Origin of the sequence: Bacillus cereus group sp. N24 (assembly GCF_016483345.1) — a bacterium.
GTDB lineage: Bacteria > Bacillota > Bacilli > Bacillales > Bacillaceae_G > Bacillus_A > Bacillus_A toyonensis.
In genome coordinates, this window is the sequence record NZ_JAEHCA010000003.1 from 135,474 (window position 1) to 148,043 (window position 12,570).

Genomic DNA, 12,570 nt, shown 5'->3' on the forward strand with positions numbered 1-12,570 from the left:
ATGACTCTCTTCTCCTGCTTACTTGAAACCACTCCATATCTTTGGTCTTACATCGTACAGAGCTCTATTAGGCACTGACCGCTTCCAAACTTCCCTAGAGGTTCTATTCCAGCAAAAAAACGCTTTTTAAAACTCTTTTACAACACTAACTTATCAACTAAGCCAATTAACTCTTGAATATCTGGCTTACTTACTTGAGCATTTGCTCCTACAGCTTCACCTTTATGGAATAATTCATTTGTAATTAATGAAGAGAAAATAATAACCGGTAAACGATTCATTATTTCACCATCCTTAACCACTTTCGTTAAATGATGCCCATCCATTTTTGGCATTTCAATATCAGTAATTAGCAAGTGAATGTGTTCAAACATTTTTTCACCTTGCTCTTTCGCTAATTTTTCAATTTGCGCTAACGCTTCTGCACCATTGCTGAAGAAGTTCATTTTCGTATATCCAGCTGATGCTAATGTTTCTTCTAGTATTTGGCGCAGCATTGCTGAATCTTCTGCAATATAAATAACTTTTTCAGCTCGATCTGTTTTTTGTTCTAAGCCTGAAAGTGATTTATTATCATAACCAGTGCCGCTAATTTCACATACAATCTTTTCATAGTCTAATAGTAAAATGATTTTCCCATCTAGTTTTACAATACCAGATGTCGTTTCTTCTAGCCCCATTGATAAGGAAGCTGGTTCATCAATTTGTTCCCATGAAATACGTTGAATACGATGTACTTCATCAACGCGGAAAATAACTTTCATTTGGTTTAATTCTGAGATGATGAATTTCGTTTGATCAAGTGGCTTTGTTGATTTTAAATTAAGAGCCGTTGCTAAGTTAATAACAGGTAAAATTTCACCACGTACTTGAACAACACCTTCAACTGCATGATGAGATTCTGGCACAGTTGTAACAGGGAATGGATTAATGATTTCACGTACTTTCATTACATTGATACTAAATAGGTTTTCACCAACAGTATATGTGACAATCTCTAATTCATTTGTTCCACTTTCTAATAAAATACTTTGTGCTTGTGACATAAAGGTGTCGCTCCCCTTCCAATAATTCCGTATATTTAATTATTAAGCTTTATAAAAGCGAAAAAGTCAACTACCTATATAAAAAATATAGATAGTCGAACAATTTATTTACGCTTAATCTTGTATAAGTGAAGCAAGTGCCTCTAATAACACTTCTTGTGCTCCTACAATTTCTGTCGGCATTGCTTCCCATTTTTTTGAAAGTTCCGTTTCTACTCTCATTCTTAACTCTTGATTCATTTCTTCGAGTACATATTGTTTCGTCGCTATATCAACATCAAGTAACGCGAGTGCATATAGTTCTGGGTCATTTATTTTTTTAAATAATTGTTTTAATATAGCCGGCGCTATATGTTTTAATTTTTCAATATGAATTTCCTTATCCGAAAATAGTAGCTCGTATTGAATAAACGTAACATTTTCTTTAATCACTTTAAAATAGCAATTATTTTTTTTATCATTCACAAAATAACCGTTCGGATCTGCGATAATACTCTCTACTTTACGAATTAGATCTGGCAAACTATTCGCCGCCATTACAGTCCGCTGCTCAACCTCACTTGGCGAAATGAATGTAACGCGATACTTATTCTGCGCCATCCTCCTCACCTCTCCTTTTATAAAAATGTATCCCCACAAACTATCCAAAAGGCACTGGTTTGCTATGAGACAATTATCTTATCTCCAACCATCACAATACCCTTCCATAGCTCTATTTTTACATCTACGAGCCCCTCACAGGACCAAAGATATCACCCATACTATAACTACACTTCGCTTACCACTGCTTAAACTACATTAGTAACTCTCCATATCTCTGTCCTTACACACCAGTCGAGACTCTATTAGGCACTAACCGCTCCAAAACATTGCTGGGTTCACTATCCAATCCTAAAAAAGAGCTTTTAAGAGTTTTTCAACAACTCGATATTATTGAACCAAAACGCAATTTGCTGATCCGTTATCCCTGATAACGTAACAAAAAACTCACGGCACTTCATCTCGTCCTTAAACAGTTGATACTTCCAAACTCCATCACTACCAACACTTACGAAATAAAACTCATGAATACGGCCAATGATGGCTTCCTTTTCACCAAATGAATACGGAGGCACTTGCTTAATTTCAAATTGATCCGGTAAATATATATGCTCTTCTCGTTCCATTTTTAGCACTTGCTCGGCAAGTTCACGTTTATTTTCGAAAAAAGGCAATTGTAAAACTCGCTCTTGTCTTGTCATACGAATAAAAAACCCTTTCTACTACATTACAAGTTTTCTTTATAATATATTATCGAATTAAGTTTACAACTTCATTTAATACTTCATCTGACACTTTAATTACTTTCGCATTTCCTTGGAATCCACGTTGATACAGCATTAAGTCAACGAACTCAACAGATAAATCTACATTGGCCCCTTCTTGTGCGCCACCACGTACTTTACCTGCACCGTTTTGACCAGATGCTCCAAGTGCTAAAATACCTGTTGTATTCGTCGCTGTATAGTTACCATTACCTGTTTTCATTAGACCGCCTTCGTTCGGGAACATCGCAACAGCTAATTGGCCAGCAGATTTCATACTTCCATCAGAATATTTTACCATTACATATCCACCGTCAGCAATGAAGCAATCTTTAACAGTCGCTGCTGCTCTACCATCTACGTCTGTTACTGATAATGTTTTATCTGTTGGATGGTTTGTTAAATGACTTAAGTCTAAATTTATAGAGCCGCCATCAAATGGAATATTGGCTCTTTGCTCTTTTGGATTAGGATTTCCAACAGCATCAAATGTCATATTACCACCTGCACCTTGAACATCCTTAAACTCTGTTTCTTTTTTCGAGTCATTACGCATCTGTACTTTATATGTATAATTATGTTCGCTCGTTTGTTTAAACTCTACACGCATTGTCCATGTATTCCCAGCATTATCATATACAGGTAAATCTTGTGTAATTTGTTTTTCACCAGTTGGAATATTCCCTTTAATTGTCCCTTTCGATGTTCGAATACCACCAATTGCTGTTCCCATTGGAATTTGCAACGGTCCTGGGATTCCAGATAAATCAACTTCACCAGTTGCTTCATTTGCAGGATATGCAAATACATATTGACCTTCAGTATTCGTAATATAGTAATCTGAGGATATCCCAAACGTACCTTTACGAGTAAATTCCATATTTCCGCCTTTTGAATCACCTACAACGAAGAAACCATTACCTTCCATTGCTGCTTGTGTTTTACCACCAGTTAACGTAATTGTACCATCACTATAATCTGTAACCGTACCACTCATTTTCACACCGTTACCAATACTTTTCGGATTCGTTCCTGCGTATTTACCGTCACCTTTTGCACCAATCGAATTGTTATATAGTAAATCATCAAACATTGCTTTTTGTTTTTTATAACCAACTGTTTGTGCATTAGCAATATTATTTGAAGTTACACTTAATGCATTTTGTGTTGCATTCATTCCTGTAATACTTGTATATAACGCTTTAATCATAACGTATGGACACTCCTCATGAATTTGTAGTTTTTACTTCTTCAGTTGTTTTTTGCTCTTCTTTCTTGACATCCTCTGGATTCGTTTCTCCAATCGGTTTATCAGACACTCTCTCAACGAAACGAAGAGATACGACTTTATTATTAATAATGAGCTGTACATCATTATTCTCTGCAAGGCGAACCGTCTCTACTTGACCAGTTACTTTGTTTCCGTCGCCGTCAACACCTCTTACGTACTTCCCTAAAAACTTCATACCGCCATCAAGCGCTGTCGAATACATCGTCGTTCTTAAAGAGTCAACTGCTTTTGTCATATTTTGCACTTGTTCCATAAGAGATAACTGCGCTGTCTGGTTCATCATTTGATTCATATCCATTGCATTAAATGGATCTTGATGTTGAAAACTTGATAAAAACAATTTTAGGAAGTCATCTTTCCCCATTACCCCAGGAGTCTTTTGTGCTCCTGCTGAAACTCCGTTTGTTTGTTGAACTGGCGATTGTACACCATTCACAGATGCGTTTTTTGCTTGCGCTCCTGCTTGTAACGGAATATGATTTGTACTCGTTGTATTTAACCCAACTGTTGGCACGCTTTATTCCTCCAATAATCCCGCAAATTCTTTTGATTGTTGTTTCTCATGTTGCGTACTTGCTAATTTCTGCTTTTGTCTTTGTTCTTGTTCTCGCTGTTCTTTACGGTTTTCATCTTTATCCGAATAGCTAATTTGAATATTAATTTCTTTTTCTTTTAGCTTTAGCCTCAATTCATCAAAAATGATTTCAACACGTTTTTTTGCATCGTGTTTTTCCATTTCTACATGCACATCAATTTGGTCGCCATGCTTTTTCATAAATACAGTTAACGTTCCAAATTTTTCTGGATTTAGCTGGAATAAAACACGTTCTTGTTTCACTACAAATTTTTGCAATGCTTCTACTTGCGCTTCCATTTTCTTTCCTAAGTCAGGTAATGTAACCTTCTCAGCGCCACTACTTGATTTTCCGATTTGATCAGTACTCGTCGCTTTATTTAATAACTCCGCACCCGTGGAACTCGAATCGCTTAACGAATCGACTTCTGGCAACTCTACCTTCACATCATCACTCTCTGATTTCAGAAGATCTACATCTTTAGACTCTTCTTGTTTTTTTGCAATATTACAAGTTTCTGTCTCTACAACTTTCAAAGCATGCATCATTTGCTCTGGCATCTTCACTTTGTCTAACACCATTTGCATTGTATCTTCTAAACATATAGCATTTTTAATATTCATATTTGAAAGGAGCTCTTGTAATTGTTGTAATTCACCTGCGGGTAATTCGTTAAGTTTTATATTTCCATATTCTTTATACAGCTCTTGTATTTTTTGTATGTATTGATATAACAATTCTGGTTGCACACGTAATTGCTCAATTGCAACCATTTGCTCAGATACAGCTAATAACAACTGTTCTGTCTCTTTTTTTTCTTCTTTCTTTACACTTGGTTCTTCTTTCGTTACCGATGGTTTAGAAAGATTATATTCTTTTTTCTCTTCTTTTGGTGCTTCTTCTCGTTTCGTTTTCTCCGTTTTCGGCTGCTGTTTATTTTCCATTCTCAACGTACGATCAAATGAAGAATTTTCATTTTTCGATTGTATTTCTAGCCCTTTTTCTTTTTGCGGAGGTAAACTTTGTTGCACCGGTAATACAGACTGTATCACTACATTCACCTCATCCATTCATACACATTTTTAAATCAAGAAGCATTTTTTCTTCTAGCTTTTCTTGCACTTTTGCAAGCTTCTTACAATCTTCTTGATACATTTCATCAATGACACGTTCTTTTTCTTTTACTTGCTCTAAAAGGCTTTCATTTTTTTGAATAAAACCTTCTGTTTTTTTAATTTTTCGATTCCATTCTTCTATTCTTTCAGGTGAAAACGTATGTGAAGAAAGCATGCCAGCCATAATACGTTGACCAGTTTGTACGACTTTGCTACGTGATTTCACAACATATAAATCATATTCTTTTTTTTGTTCTATTTTTCTTTTTTCAGCTGTTAGTTCGTACACTTCTTTTAAAATATGTTCTTTTTCTTGATTTATTTGCAATTTTATCGTGTCGTACTGCTGTTTATCCACCTGTTTTCATAGCCCCTTCCTATTATAACGCTCTCTTTTTCTATTATATAGTTTTTTTCCAAAAAAATCTGTGAAATATTAAAAAACAAAAAAATAAGACCCCTTTAGTAGAGGCCTTATACTATATGGTGTATCGCTTGAACGATATCATCAAATTGGAAACTATCCGATCGACCTTGCTTTAAAAACGTATTTATATCTTCTACTTTATTTTTACATTCAAAAATATAAGCATTTTCTTCATTTTCTTGAATCGTCCCTAATTTAAAGTACAATTCATTTTCTTTATAAATAGATAAGATTTTTCTCATTTCATTTGCAAGTTGCCAATGGTTAGGCGACACAATTTCTTCCATAATCCTACTTACTGAATCTAACACTGAAATGGCAGGATAATGACTAAGCGTAGCAAGCTCACGCTTTAATACAATATGCCCATCTAAAATACCACGTGCTAAATCTGGTACAGGACCGTTTAAATCGTCTCCATCAACGAGTACGGTATAAATCCCTGTTATAGATCCTTTTTTTGTTTTACCAGATCGCTCTAACAGCTTCTTCATATAACTTTCCATTAACAGTGTTTTACCACCAATCGGTAACTCTTTCACTGCAATATCAACACTTCTACGCGCATCAGCAAAACGAGTGACAGAATCCATCATGAGTAGTACGTCGTTGCCTTGATCACGGAAGTATTCAGCAATAGATGTGGCAAGCTTTGCCGCGCGAAGTTGCATCAGATGGCTTTCATCTGACGTCGCTACAACAACAACGCTTTTCCTCATACCTTCCTCGCCTAATTCTTTTCGAATAAAGTCTTTTACTTCTCGGCCACGTTCTCCTACTAAACTAATAACGTTAATATCAGCTTTTGCATTTTTTGCAATCATTCCAAGTAAAGTAGATTTACCAACACCTGATCCAGCGAAAATACCAATCTTTTGACCGATACCAATTGTTAACATAGAATCAATTGATTTTATTCCCGTTTCAAATACATTAGTAATCTCTTCACGCTCAAATGCATGAATAGGGGGGGCATCTAATTTTATTTTCTGTAGTGGAATGTTTTCAGCGTCCTCATTTAACACTTCACCATTCGCACTTAACACTTTTCCAAGTAAATGATCACCACGAGGTACAACAACATCTTCTGCAATTAATGTAACTGAATCCCCGTAACATACTTTTTCTGTCTGTCCAAATGGGAGTAACATATTATTCTCTTTTTCAATTGCAATTACTTCACATAAAACATTATGTTCTCCAACGAAACAAACATCTCCAATTTTCGCTTTCGGTCCTTTCGCTACGAAGAACTGTTCTTGTACACTATGAACTTTACCAATTTTCGTATAAAACGGTGTTTCGATAAACATATTCCACTTATTCTGTTCATTTATGAGCTTGTTGTTCATACATTTTGCTCCTCAAACAACTTCTCTTCTTCCCATTTCTGACGAAGTTTCGCAAATATAGGTGCAAATTTAAATTCAAAAAACTCTTTCTCTTCCTCCAAAACAAATTCACCGAACTGCAGGGAGAAATCATATTTCCATTCTACTAATTGTAGTAACCAATACTCTTTCGTATTTTCCTTCTCTTCTTGAATACGTTCAAACGTTTCTGGATGTACTGTTATTATTAATTTTTCAAATGAAGTAGGCAACGTTTGAACGATGCCAGTTAAAATTGGTAACACATCAAGTAATCGCGAATCTACCGCTTGGTTTACGATTTTTTCTGCTAGATGAAAAGATTGATCCCACAATAACTCTGTCCATTCGTATGCTGTTTCCTGTTGTTCTTTTTGAAACTGCATACGTGCTGCTTCCATCTGTTCCATTTGTTCATGAATATGCATTTGAAATTGTTCTTTATCTTGTACTAGCTGCTGACGCTCTCGTTCTAGCATTTGCTGCCCTTGTCTTAACTGATTCATTTCCATATGTAATGATTCTTGCTGGGCGCGAAGCTCTGCATGATCAGCTTGTAATTCTTCCTCTTCTATTTGGACTGAAGCTGGTTTTGGAAATTGTAATTCATACGTTTCTTCAGAAAAAGAAACAGAATTCTTCGGAATTCTGTTTTTAAATAAGGACATCCCCTTCACCTCTTTGAACGATAATTCTTCCTTCTTTTTCTAGCTTTTTAACTGTACCTGTAATCGTTTGCTGCGCTTTTTCAGCATCCGTCATCTTAAGCGGTCCTAAGCCATCTAATTCTTCTAGAATCATCTCTTTACGGTTTGAAGACATACATGTAAATAATTTCTCTTTAATTTCTTCTTTTGCAATTTTAAGTGCTTTCGCAAGAACACCGTTATCTGAAATTTCTTCCAATACACGGCGAAGCGCAAGATCTTCAAGACCAAGTAAATCTTCAAAGACAAACATATTTTCTTTAATTTTCTCAGATAACTCATAATCGACTTCATCCAGCTTTTGAAAGACTGTTTTTTCAACACCTCGTGAAACATTATTTAAAATGTTCACAATCGTTTTCAAGCCATCAGTTTTATTAATTGCACTAAATGCCATATTATTTAATTTCGCTTTTAACAACTCACCAATTTGATTAATTAATTCACCATCAACTTGTTCTAGTTTTGCAATACCCATTACCGTCTCTACTCGTTTATGATCTGGCAATCTCTCAATTAATTGAGAAGCAAGTTGCGGTTTAATGTAAGAAGCAATTATCGCAATCGTCTGTGGTGATTCATCATTGAGCACTGTAAGAAGTGGTTCTAAATCTGTAAGTGAATTTAAGAACTCAAACGGATTATCTTTGTTATACCAAAGATCTTCCAATAATTTTTCCAGCTCGTCTTCGGGCATGTTTTTAAATATGCGACGAATGTACTCTTTATCTGGAGTGACTAAGTTTAATTCTTTTACATTTAATTCATATAAGAACTCCCCTAGCACATTTTCTAACGTTTCTGGTTTATATACACGAAACTTCGCAATTTCACGAAGTAATACTTCTTTTTCCTCAGCTGTCATATATTCAATGACTTTTGCTGCCACCCCTTCGTCTAATGTACGAATGAGGATGGCAGCTTTTTCTTTGGAGGAGATTTCATCTAACATCGTTGTTCCTCCCTTACTGTCCGTTTAACCATTTTTTAATTACTTTTGCAGTACCTTCTACATGTTCTTTCGTAGCTTCCTGCACTTGATCATCTAACGTTGGTTCTTTCGGTCCTTCTGGTTCCGGTGTTGGCTCTGGCACTATTTTTTCTTCAGGAATTTCCAGAATACTTTCATTACTTGCGGCAATTTCCTCTTCGGCTAAGTATTCTTCATATTCCTCTTCTTCTCTCTTTTTCTTACGTCTTGCTAAGAAGAACCATACTAGACCAATTAGTGCTAACAAGCCAGCTGTAATTCCACCGAATAACCACCAATTCATACCACTTTTTTCTGGCTCTTTCTCTTTTTCAACTTTCGGCTGGTCGAACTGAACAGTTACAACGTTAACTTGACCGTTTGTAAAGTTTCCATTCGGATCAGCTTGAAGCCCAGCTGCTGTGCCAATCGCTTCTTTGAAAGTAGTCATATCAATTCTTCGTTTTACTAACGTATCATTATCTACCCATACAACAACATTGGTTTTCGTTAATTCTGGATGTTTCTTAATTGTTTCAACTGTTTTATCTATTTCATAGTTTTCAATTTTGTTACCATTTTTATTATCGTAGACAACTTTACCGTTTTGATTATTGTTCGTACCGTAGTTTGGCACGTCGCCGTTCGCTGTAATACCAGCACCTTGCTTCGTATCCGCTCCTTCTTGTGCAGTAGAGCTTTCCTCTTGCTCTTGTTTACTACGAAGTACACCTTTATCGCCATATTTTTCTGACTGACGTGTAACCTCATCGTAGTTTACAGACACTTTCGTATTCACTTTATATTCATTTGACTTAAACATCGTCATTAACGTTGCGTCAATATCTTGCTTTAATTTACCTTCAATTTGATGCTGCATCTCTACTTCTTTTTCATAAGAAGAGGAACTGTTAGAGTGCGCTTCATCTGCTCCTTTTGAGATGATACCTTTTTTACTATCAATAACACTTACTTCTTCTGCTTTCACGCCAGGAACTGCCGCACTAATCATTTGCTGTATACCAGCAACTTGATCAGCTGTTAATAATTGTCCACGCTTCACACCAACAGTAATCGCCGCTGTTCCTTTTGCTTTTTCTTCATCAAAAATTGTTTCTTTTTCAGGTAATGTAATTTGAACATTTGCCGTTTCAACCGTCGCAAAATTTCGTACAATATCTTGCTCCAATTGTTTTTTCGTACCGACAATTTGCTTCATTTTTTTATCTTGCTCACTTGACCCGAGCGAGCTTTCTAATAATATTTCCTCGCCGCTCTTAGAATTAAACGGTAAGCCCATTCCATTCATTTCTTTTCGAACCCATGGAGCATCATTCTTTTGCACACGAATTGAACCATCGGCCGCTAATTGGTAATCGACACCTAACTTCGATAATTCTGCTGTAATCTCTTGTTTATCTGCATCATTTAAATTTTGATATACAACAACATATTTATCTGGCAAGGTGAAGTATAAAAGTGCTCCTGTTACAACCGCTAAAAGCGCAGCACCGATTACTAACTTATGCCACGTTTTTAACGATTGGATAACATTTTTTATCTTTTCCATTTAAACACACCCGTCCACTTTCCTAAATTTGCATATTAATTAGTGACTTATAATTTTCAATAAGATTATCACGTACGAGAGCAGCCGTTTTCATTTGAGATTCAGCTTTTTTTTGCTGAATTAAAACGTCATGTGTTTCTCCTACCCCTTTTGTTAATAAATCATATACTGCTGTTTGCGCATTATTTTGCGTTTGATTCATATCTTCCAATAAATCAATAAACTTTTTTCCCGGAGCTACAGAAGTTTCCGAAGTTTTCGGTGCACCAATTGACTGAATTGCTCCAAATGGCTGTGTATGTAACATTGGTTGAATTTTCATATCCCTATCTTCCCCCTTATCCTCGTCCAATTTCTAAATCTTTATCGAGCATTTTTTTGTTCGCATTTAATACACTTGTATTTGCTTCATACATTTTTTGAGCAACCATAACATTCGTCATTTCAGCAGTTACATCAATATTTGGATAACGTACATATCCTTCTTCATTTGCATGCGGATGCGTCGGATCATACACTAAGTTTTCCGTTTTGTCTGCTTCAATACTTTTTATTTTCACTCCGTTAGTAGGAGCCCCGTCTAACATACTTGCAAAACTATTATTTGATTCTAGCACCACACTACGACGCTCATATAAATCTGCCCCCGGAGCGGCTGTCGTATTCGCATTTACAATATTGTTTGAAGTAACTTCCATCCACTTTCTCGCTGTCGTTAGTCCTGAGCCACTTGCATTCATTGCCTGAAACATCGTTGTCTCTCCTTCTACCTTTAACGTCCACGTGCCGCTTGGTTAATTGCGTATTGTGTATTAATTGCATTAATTGAAATACCGTATAACTGATTTGCTTTCATTAAATCTAGCATTTCTGTCGTTACATCCACACTATTTCCATCTTGATTCTTTTGCATTGATTTCGTTTGAATCTTTGCATATGTATTTTTCATATTTACTGTCGGTAAGTGCATTTCATTCGTTTGATATAAATCTGGATTGCTCTTTAAATCAGCCGCATTGTTCTTATATAACGCACTGCTCTTACTCATCTGCTCAGCAAATGTTACATCTTGTGCTTTATAGCCAGGTGTATTCGCATTTGCAATATTACTAGAAACAGTATTTCGTTTCGTTACTAAATAATTCATATAATGGCTTACATCACTCACTAAATCTGGCATATTCCACACCCTTCCTTTTCTACCTTAATGATCCACTGATGGAAGTTTCACTTCATTATTTATTTTATTATATGTATTTATTAAAATATTAACTATTATGTACCCTTACATATTTTATTCCATTTTTCCATTGTTGTCTTTAGAAAAATACAAAAATATAAAAAAGAATACAAAAAACTGTATACAGACAGTGATCTGTGAACTATTTTCATATATGCACTACACACTAAAGTTCATTTTTATATTATTTAGATTACTACTATTTTTTCATTACAGTCATAAAATGAAACCTCAATCAGCGGAACTATTTACTTAAACAAAGGAATGGATCCCCTTTAAAAAGGGGAAATCCGTTTCCAAACTGTATTATTAATATTTACCGTAAAATGAATTAGCTTTCATTCGTCCATCATTTGTCATAATCATTTCTTCCAAAATCTTTTGCTTATCTCGAATATGCTGCGCTGCCTTAATAATGAATGGACTTACTTCTGCTGCAACTTGCGCACGCGTTTCTTCATCCAATGTCATCATCCAGCGATTTAACATCTCACTCTTCTCAGCAAACTCTCCATCTGACACTTGCAATTCACCGATTTCATTAAAACAGCCGACAAACGTCCGATAAATATCATTGTTCATTTTCAAGTGCTCCGCGGTAACCGTCTATTAAATCTTGTAACACTTTCACAATCGCATCCATATCTTTTGCTTCACGCGTTACTTTCATCGTTTGAATTTGAATGCTAATCCAATCGTATAAACCATAAAGACTATCGTATAAGTCTTTCGTAATTTCAGGGTTTAATTGAAGCTTCAATTCTTCAAAAATACGTTCTAACTTTTCAAGAAGCGCATCTCCTTCTTGTAGTTTAAAAGTGTTTAAAAGCTCTTCTAAATTACGAAACTCTACAATACATCTTTCATAAATAAAAATTGTATTTTTAATCGGATTACTCGTCATAATATCATTTTGCATATAACGTTGCCATGCTTGCATACGATCACTTCCTCA

Annotated in this window: 16 protein-coding genes; all 16 read right to left on the reverse strand. The window is 35.5% G+C overall.

The features are described 5' to 3' along the window. Nucleotides 1-137: 137 nt before the first annotated feature. The 16 genes from JDS95_RS06570 to JDS95_RS06645 all read right to left on the reverse strand — a co-directional run bounded on the left by JDS95_RS06570 (nt 138) and on the right by JDS95_RS06645 (nt 12,555). Complete coding sequence (locus tag JDS95_RS06570; RefSeq protein ID WP_098821482.1) at nt 138-1,046, reverse strand: chemotaxis protein; 909 nt, start codon at nt 1,044-1,046, stop codon at nt 138-140. 114 nt (nt 1,047-1,160) lie between these two features. Next, nucleotides 1,161-1,646, reverse strand: coding sequence for a LysR family transcriptional regulator (locus JDS95_RS06575; RefSeq protein ID WP_097957117.1), 486 nt, complete (start codon nt 1,644-1,646; stop codon nt 1,161-1,163). Between the two features lie 305 nt (nt 1,647-1,951). Beyond that, nucleotides 1,952-2,287, reverse strand: coding sequence for a DUF3964 family protein (locus tag JDS95_RS06580; protein ID WP_000198187.1), 336 nt, complete (start codon nt 2,285-2,287; stop codon nt 1,952-1,954). A gap of 49 nt (nt 2,288-2,336) precedes the next feature. Further along, nucleotides 2,337-3,560, reverse strand: coding sequence for a flagellar hook protein FlgE (locus tag JDS95_RS06585; RefSeq protein WP_000588325.1), 1,224 nt, complete (start codon nt 3,558-3,560; stop codon nt 2,337-2,339). Nucleotides 3,561-3,576: 16 nt separating this feature from the next. Continuing rightward, nucleotides 3,577-4,155 (reverse strand): flagellar hook assembly protein FlgD, encoded by a 579-nt coding sequence (locus JDS95_RS06590; RefSeq protein ID WP_001143458.1) that lies wholly within the window; start codon nt 4,153-4,155, stop codon nt 3,577-3,579. A gap of 3 nt (nt 4,156-4,158) precedes the next feature. Then, nucleotides 4,159-5,268 (reverse strand): flagellar hook-length control protein FliK, encoded by a 1,110-nt coding sequence (locus JDS95_RS06595; RefSeq protein ID WP_199690339.1) that lies wholly within the window; start codon nt 5,266-5,268, stop codon nt 4,159-4,161. A gap of 10 nt (nt 5,269-5,278) precedes the next feature. Continuing rightward, entirely contained in the window at nt 5,279-5,689 is a 411-nt protein-coding gene (locus tag JDS95_RS06600; RefSeq protein WP_000360857.1) for a hypothetical protein, read from the reverse strand. A 116-nt stretch (nt 5,690-5,805) separates the two neighbouring features. Then, nucleotides 5,806-7,110: a flagellar protein export ATPase FliI gene (gene fliI / locus JDS95_RS06605; RefSeq protein ID WP_001060538.1), complete on the reverse strand. Its 1,305-nt coding sequence runs from the start codon at nt 7,108-7,110 to the stop codon at nt 5,806-5,808. After that, nucleotides 7,107-7,796, reverse strand: coding sequence for a FliH/SctL family protein (locus tag JDS95_RS06610; protein WP_000051699.1), 690 nt, complete (start codon nt 7,794-7,796; stop codon nt 7,107-7,109). The genes fliI and JDS95_RS06610 overlap by 4 nt, the downstream gene beginning before the upstream one ends. Continuing rightward, nucleotides 7,783-8,787, reverse strand: coding sequence for a flagellar motor switch protein FliG (gene fliG, locus JDS95_RS06615; RefSeq protein WP_000883355.1), 1,005 nt, complete (start codon nt 8,785-8,787; stop codon nt 7,783-7,785). The genes JDS95_RS06610 and fliG overlap by 14 nt, the downstream gene beginning before the upstream one ends. A gap of 13 nt (nt 8,788-8,800) precedes the next feature. Continuing rightward, entirely contained in the window at nt 8,801-10,375 is a 1,575-nt protein-coding gene (locus JDS95_RS06620; protein WP_000411361.1) for a flagellar M-ring protein FliF C-terminal domain-containing protein, read from the reverse strand. Nucleotides 10,376-10,397: 22 nt separating this feature from the next. After that, on the reverse strand, nt 10,398-10,697 hold the full coding sequence (gene fliE, locus JDS95_RS06625) for a flagellar hook-basal body complex protein FliE (RefSeq protein ID WP_000701668.1): 300 nt from the start codon (nt 10,695-10,697) through the stop codon (nt 10,398-10,400). Between the two features lie 16 nt (nt 10,698-10,713). Next, the gene (gene flgC, locus JDS95_RS06630; RefSeq protein WP_000484909.1) at nt 10,714-11,127 is read right to left on the reverse strand and encodes a flagellar basal body rod protein FlgC; all 414 of its coding nucleotides are present in this window, start codon (nt 11,125-11,127) and stop codon (nt 10,714-10,716) included. A gap of 20 nt (nt 11,128-11,147) precedes the next feature. Next, nucleotides 11,148-11,555, reverse strand: coding sequence for a flagellar basal body rod protein FlgB (gene flgB, locus JDS95_RS06635; RefSeq protein ID WP_001113112.1), 408 nt, complete (start codon nt 11,553-11,555; stop codon nt 11,148-11,150). A gap of 369 nt (nt 11,556-11,924) precedes the next feature. Beyond that, nucleotides 11,925-12,197 carry a hypothetical protein gene (locus tag JDS95_RS06640; RefSeq protein ID WP_001058081.1) on the reverse strand — a complete coding sequence of 91 codons (273 nt, stop codon included), beginning with the start codon at nt 12,195-12,197 and terminating at the stop codon, nt 11,925-11,927. Then, nucleotides 12,187-12,555 carry a flagellar export chaperone FliS gene (locus JDS95_RS06645; protein ID WP_001149525.1) on the reverse strand — a complete coding sequence of 123 codons (369 nt, stop codon included), beginning with the start codon at nt 12,553-12,555 and terminating at the stop codon, nt 12,187-12,189. The genes JDS95_RS06640 and JDS95_RS06645 overlap by 11 nt, the downstream gene beginning before the upstream one ends. Nucleotides 12,556-12,570: the final 15 nt, after the last annotated feature.

What these genes read in the sequence shown, in the direction of transcription:
- JDS95_RS06575 (WP_097957117.1), bottom strand. Translation starts at nt 1,646, where the DNA reads ATGGCGCAGAATAAGTATCGCGTTACATTCATTTCGCCAAGTGAGGTT.
- flgC (WP_000484909.1), bottom strand. Translation starts at nt 11,127, where the DNA reads ATGTTTCAGGCAATGAATGCAAGTGGCTCAGGACTAACGACAGCGAGA.
- JDS95_RS06645 (WP_001149525.1), bottom strand. Translation starts at nt 12,555, where the DNA reads ATGCAAGCATGGCAACGTTATATGCAAAATGATATTATGACGAGTAAT.
- fliG (WP_000883355.1), bottom strand. Translation starts at nt 8,787, where the DNA reads ATGTTAGATGAAATCTCCTCCAAAGAAAAAGCTGCCATCCTCATTCGT.
- JDS95_RS06585 (WP_000588325.1), bottom strand. Translation starts at nt 3,560, where the DNA reads ATGATTAAAGCGTTATATACAAGTATTACAGGAATGAATGCAACACAA.
- JDS95_RS06620 (WP_000411361.1), bottom strand. Translation starts at nt 10,375, where the DNA reads ATGGAAAAGATAAAAAATGTTATCCAATCGTTAAAAACGTGGCATAAG.
- JDS95_RS06610 (WP_000051699.1), bottom strand. Translation starts at nt 7,796, where the DNA reads ATGTCCTTATTTAAAAACAGAATTCCGAAGAATTCTGTTTCTTTTTCT.
- JDS95_RS06570 (WP_098821482.1), bottom strand. Translation starts at nt 1,046, where the DNA reads ATGTCACAAGCACAAAGTATTTTATTAGAAAGTGGAACAAATGAATTA.
- JDS95_RS06640 (WP_001058081.1), bottom strand. Translation starts at nt 12,197, where the DNA reads ATGAACAATGATATTTATCGGACGTTTGTCGGCTGTTTTAATGAAATC.
- fliE (WP_000701668.1), bottom strand. Translation starts at nt 10,697, where the DNA reads ATGAAAATTCAACCAATGTTACATACACAGCCATTTGGAGCAATTCAG.
- JDS95_RS06580 (WP_000198187.1), bottom strand. Translation starts at nt 2,287, where the DNA reads ATGACAAGACAAGAGCGAGTTTTACAATTGCCTTTTTTCGAAAATAAA.
- fliI (WP_001060538.1), bottom strand. Translation starts at nt 7,110, where the DNA reads ATGAACAACAAGCTCATAAATGAACAGAATAAGTGGAATATGTTTATC.
- flgB (WP_001113112.1), bottom strand. Translation starts at nt 11,555, where the DNA reads ATGCCAGATTTAGTGAGTGATGTAAGCCATTATATGAATTATTTAGTA.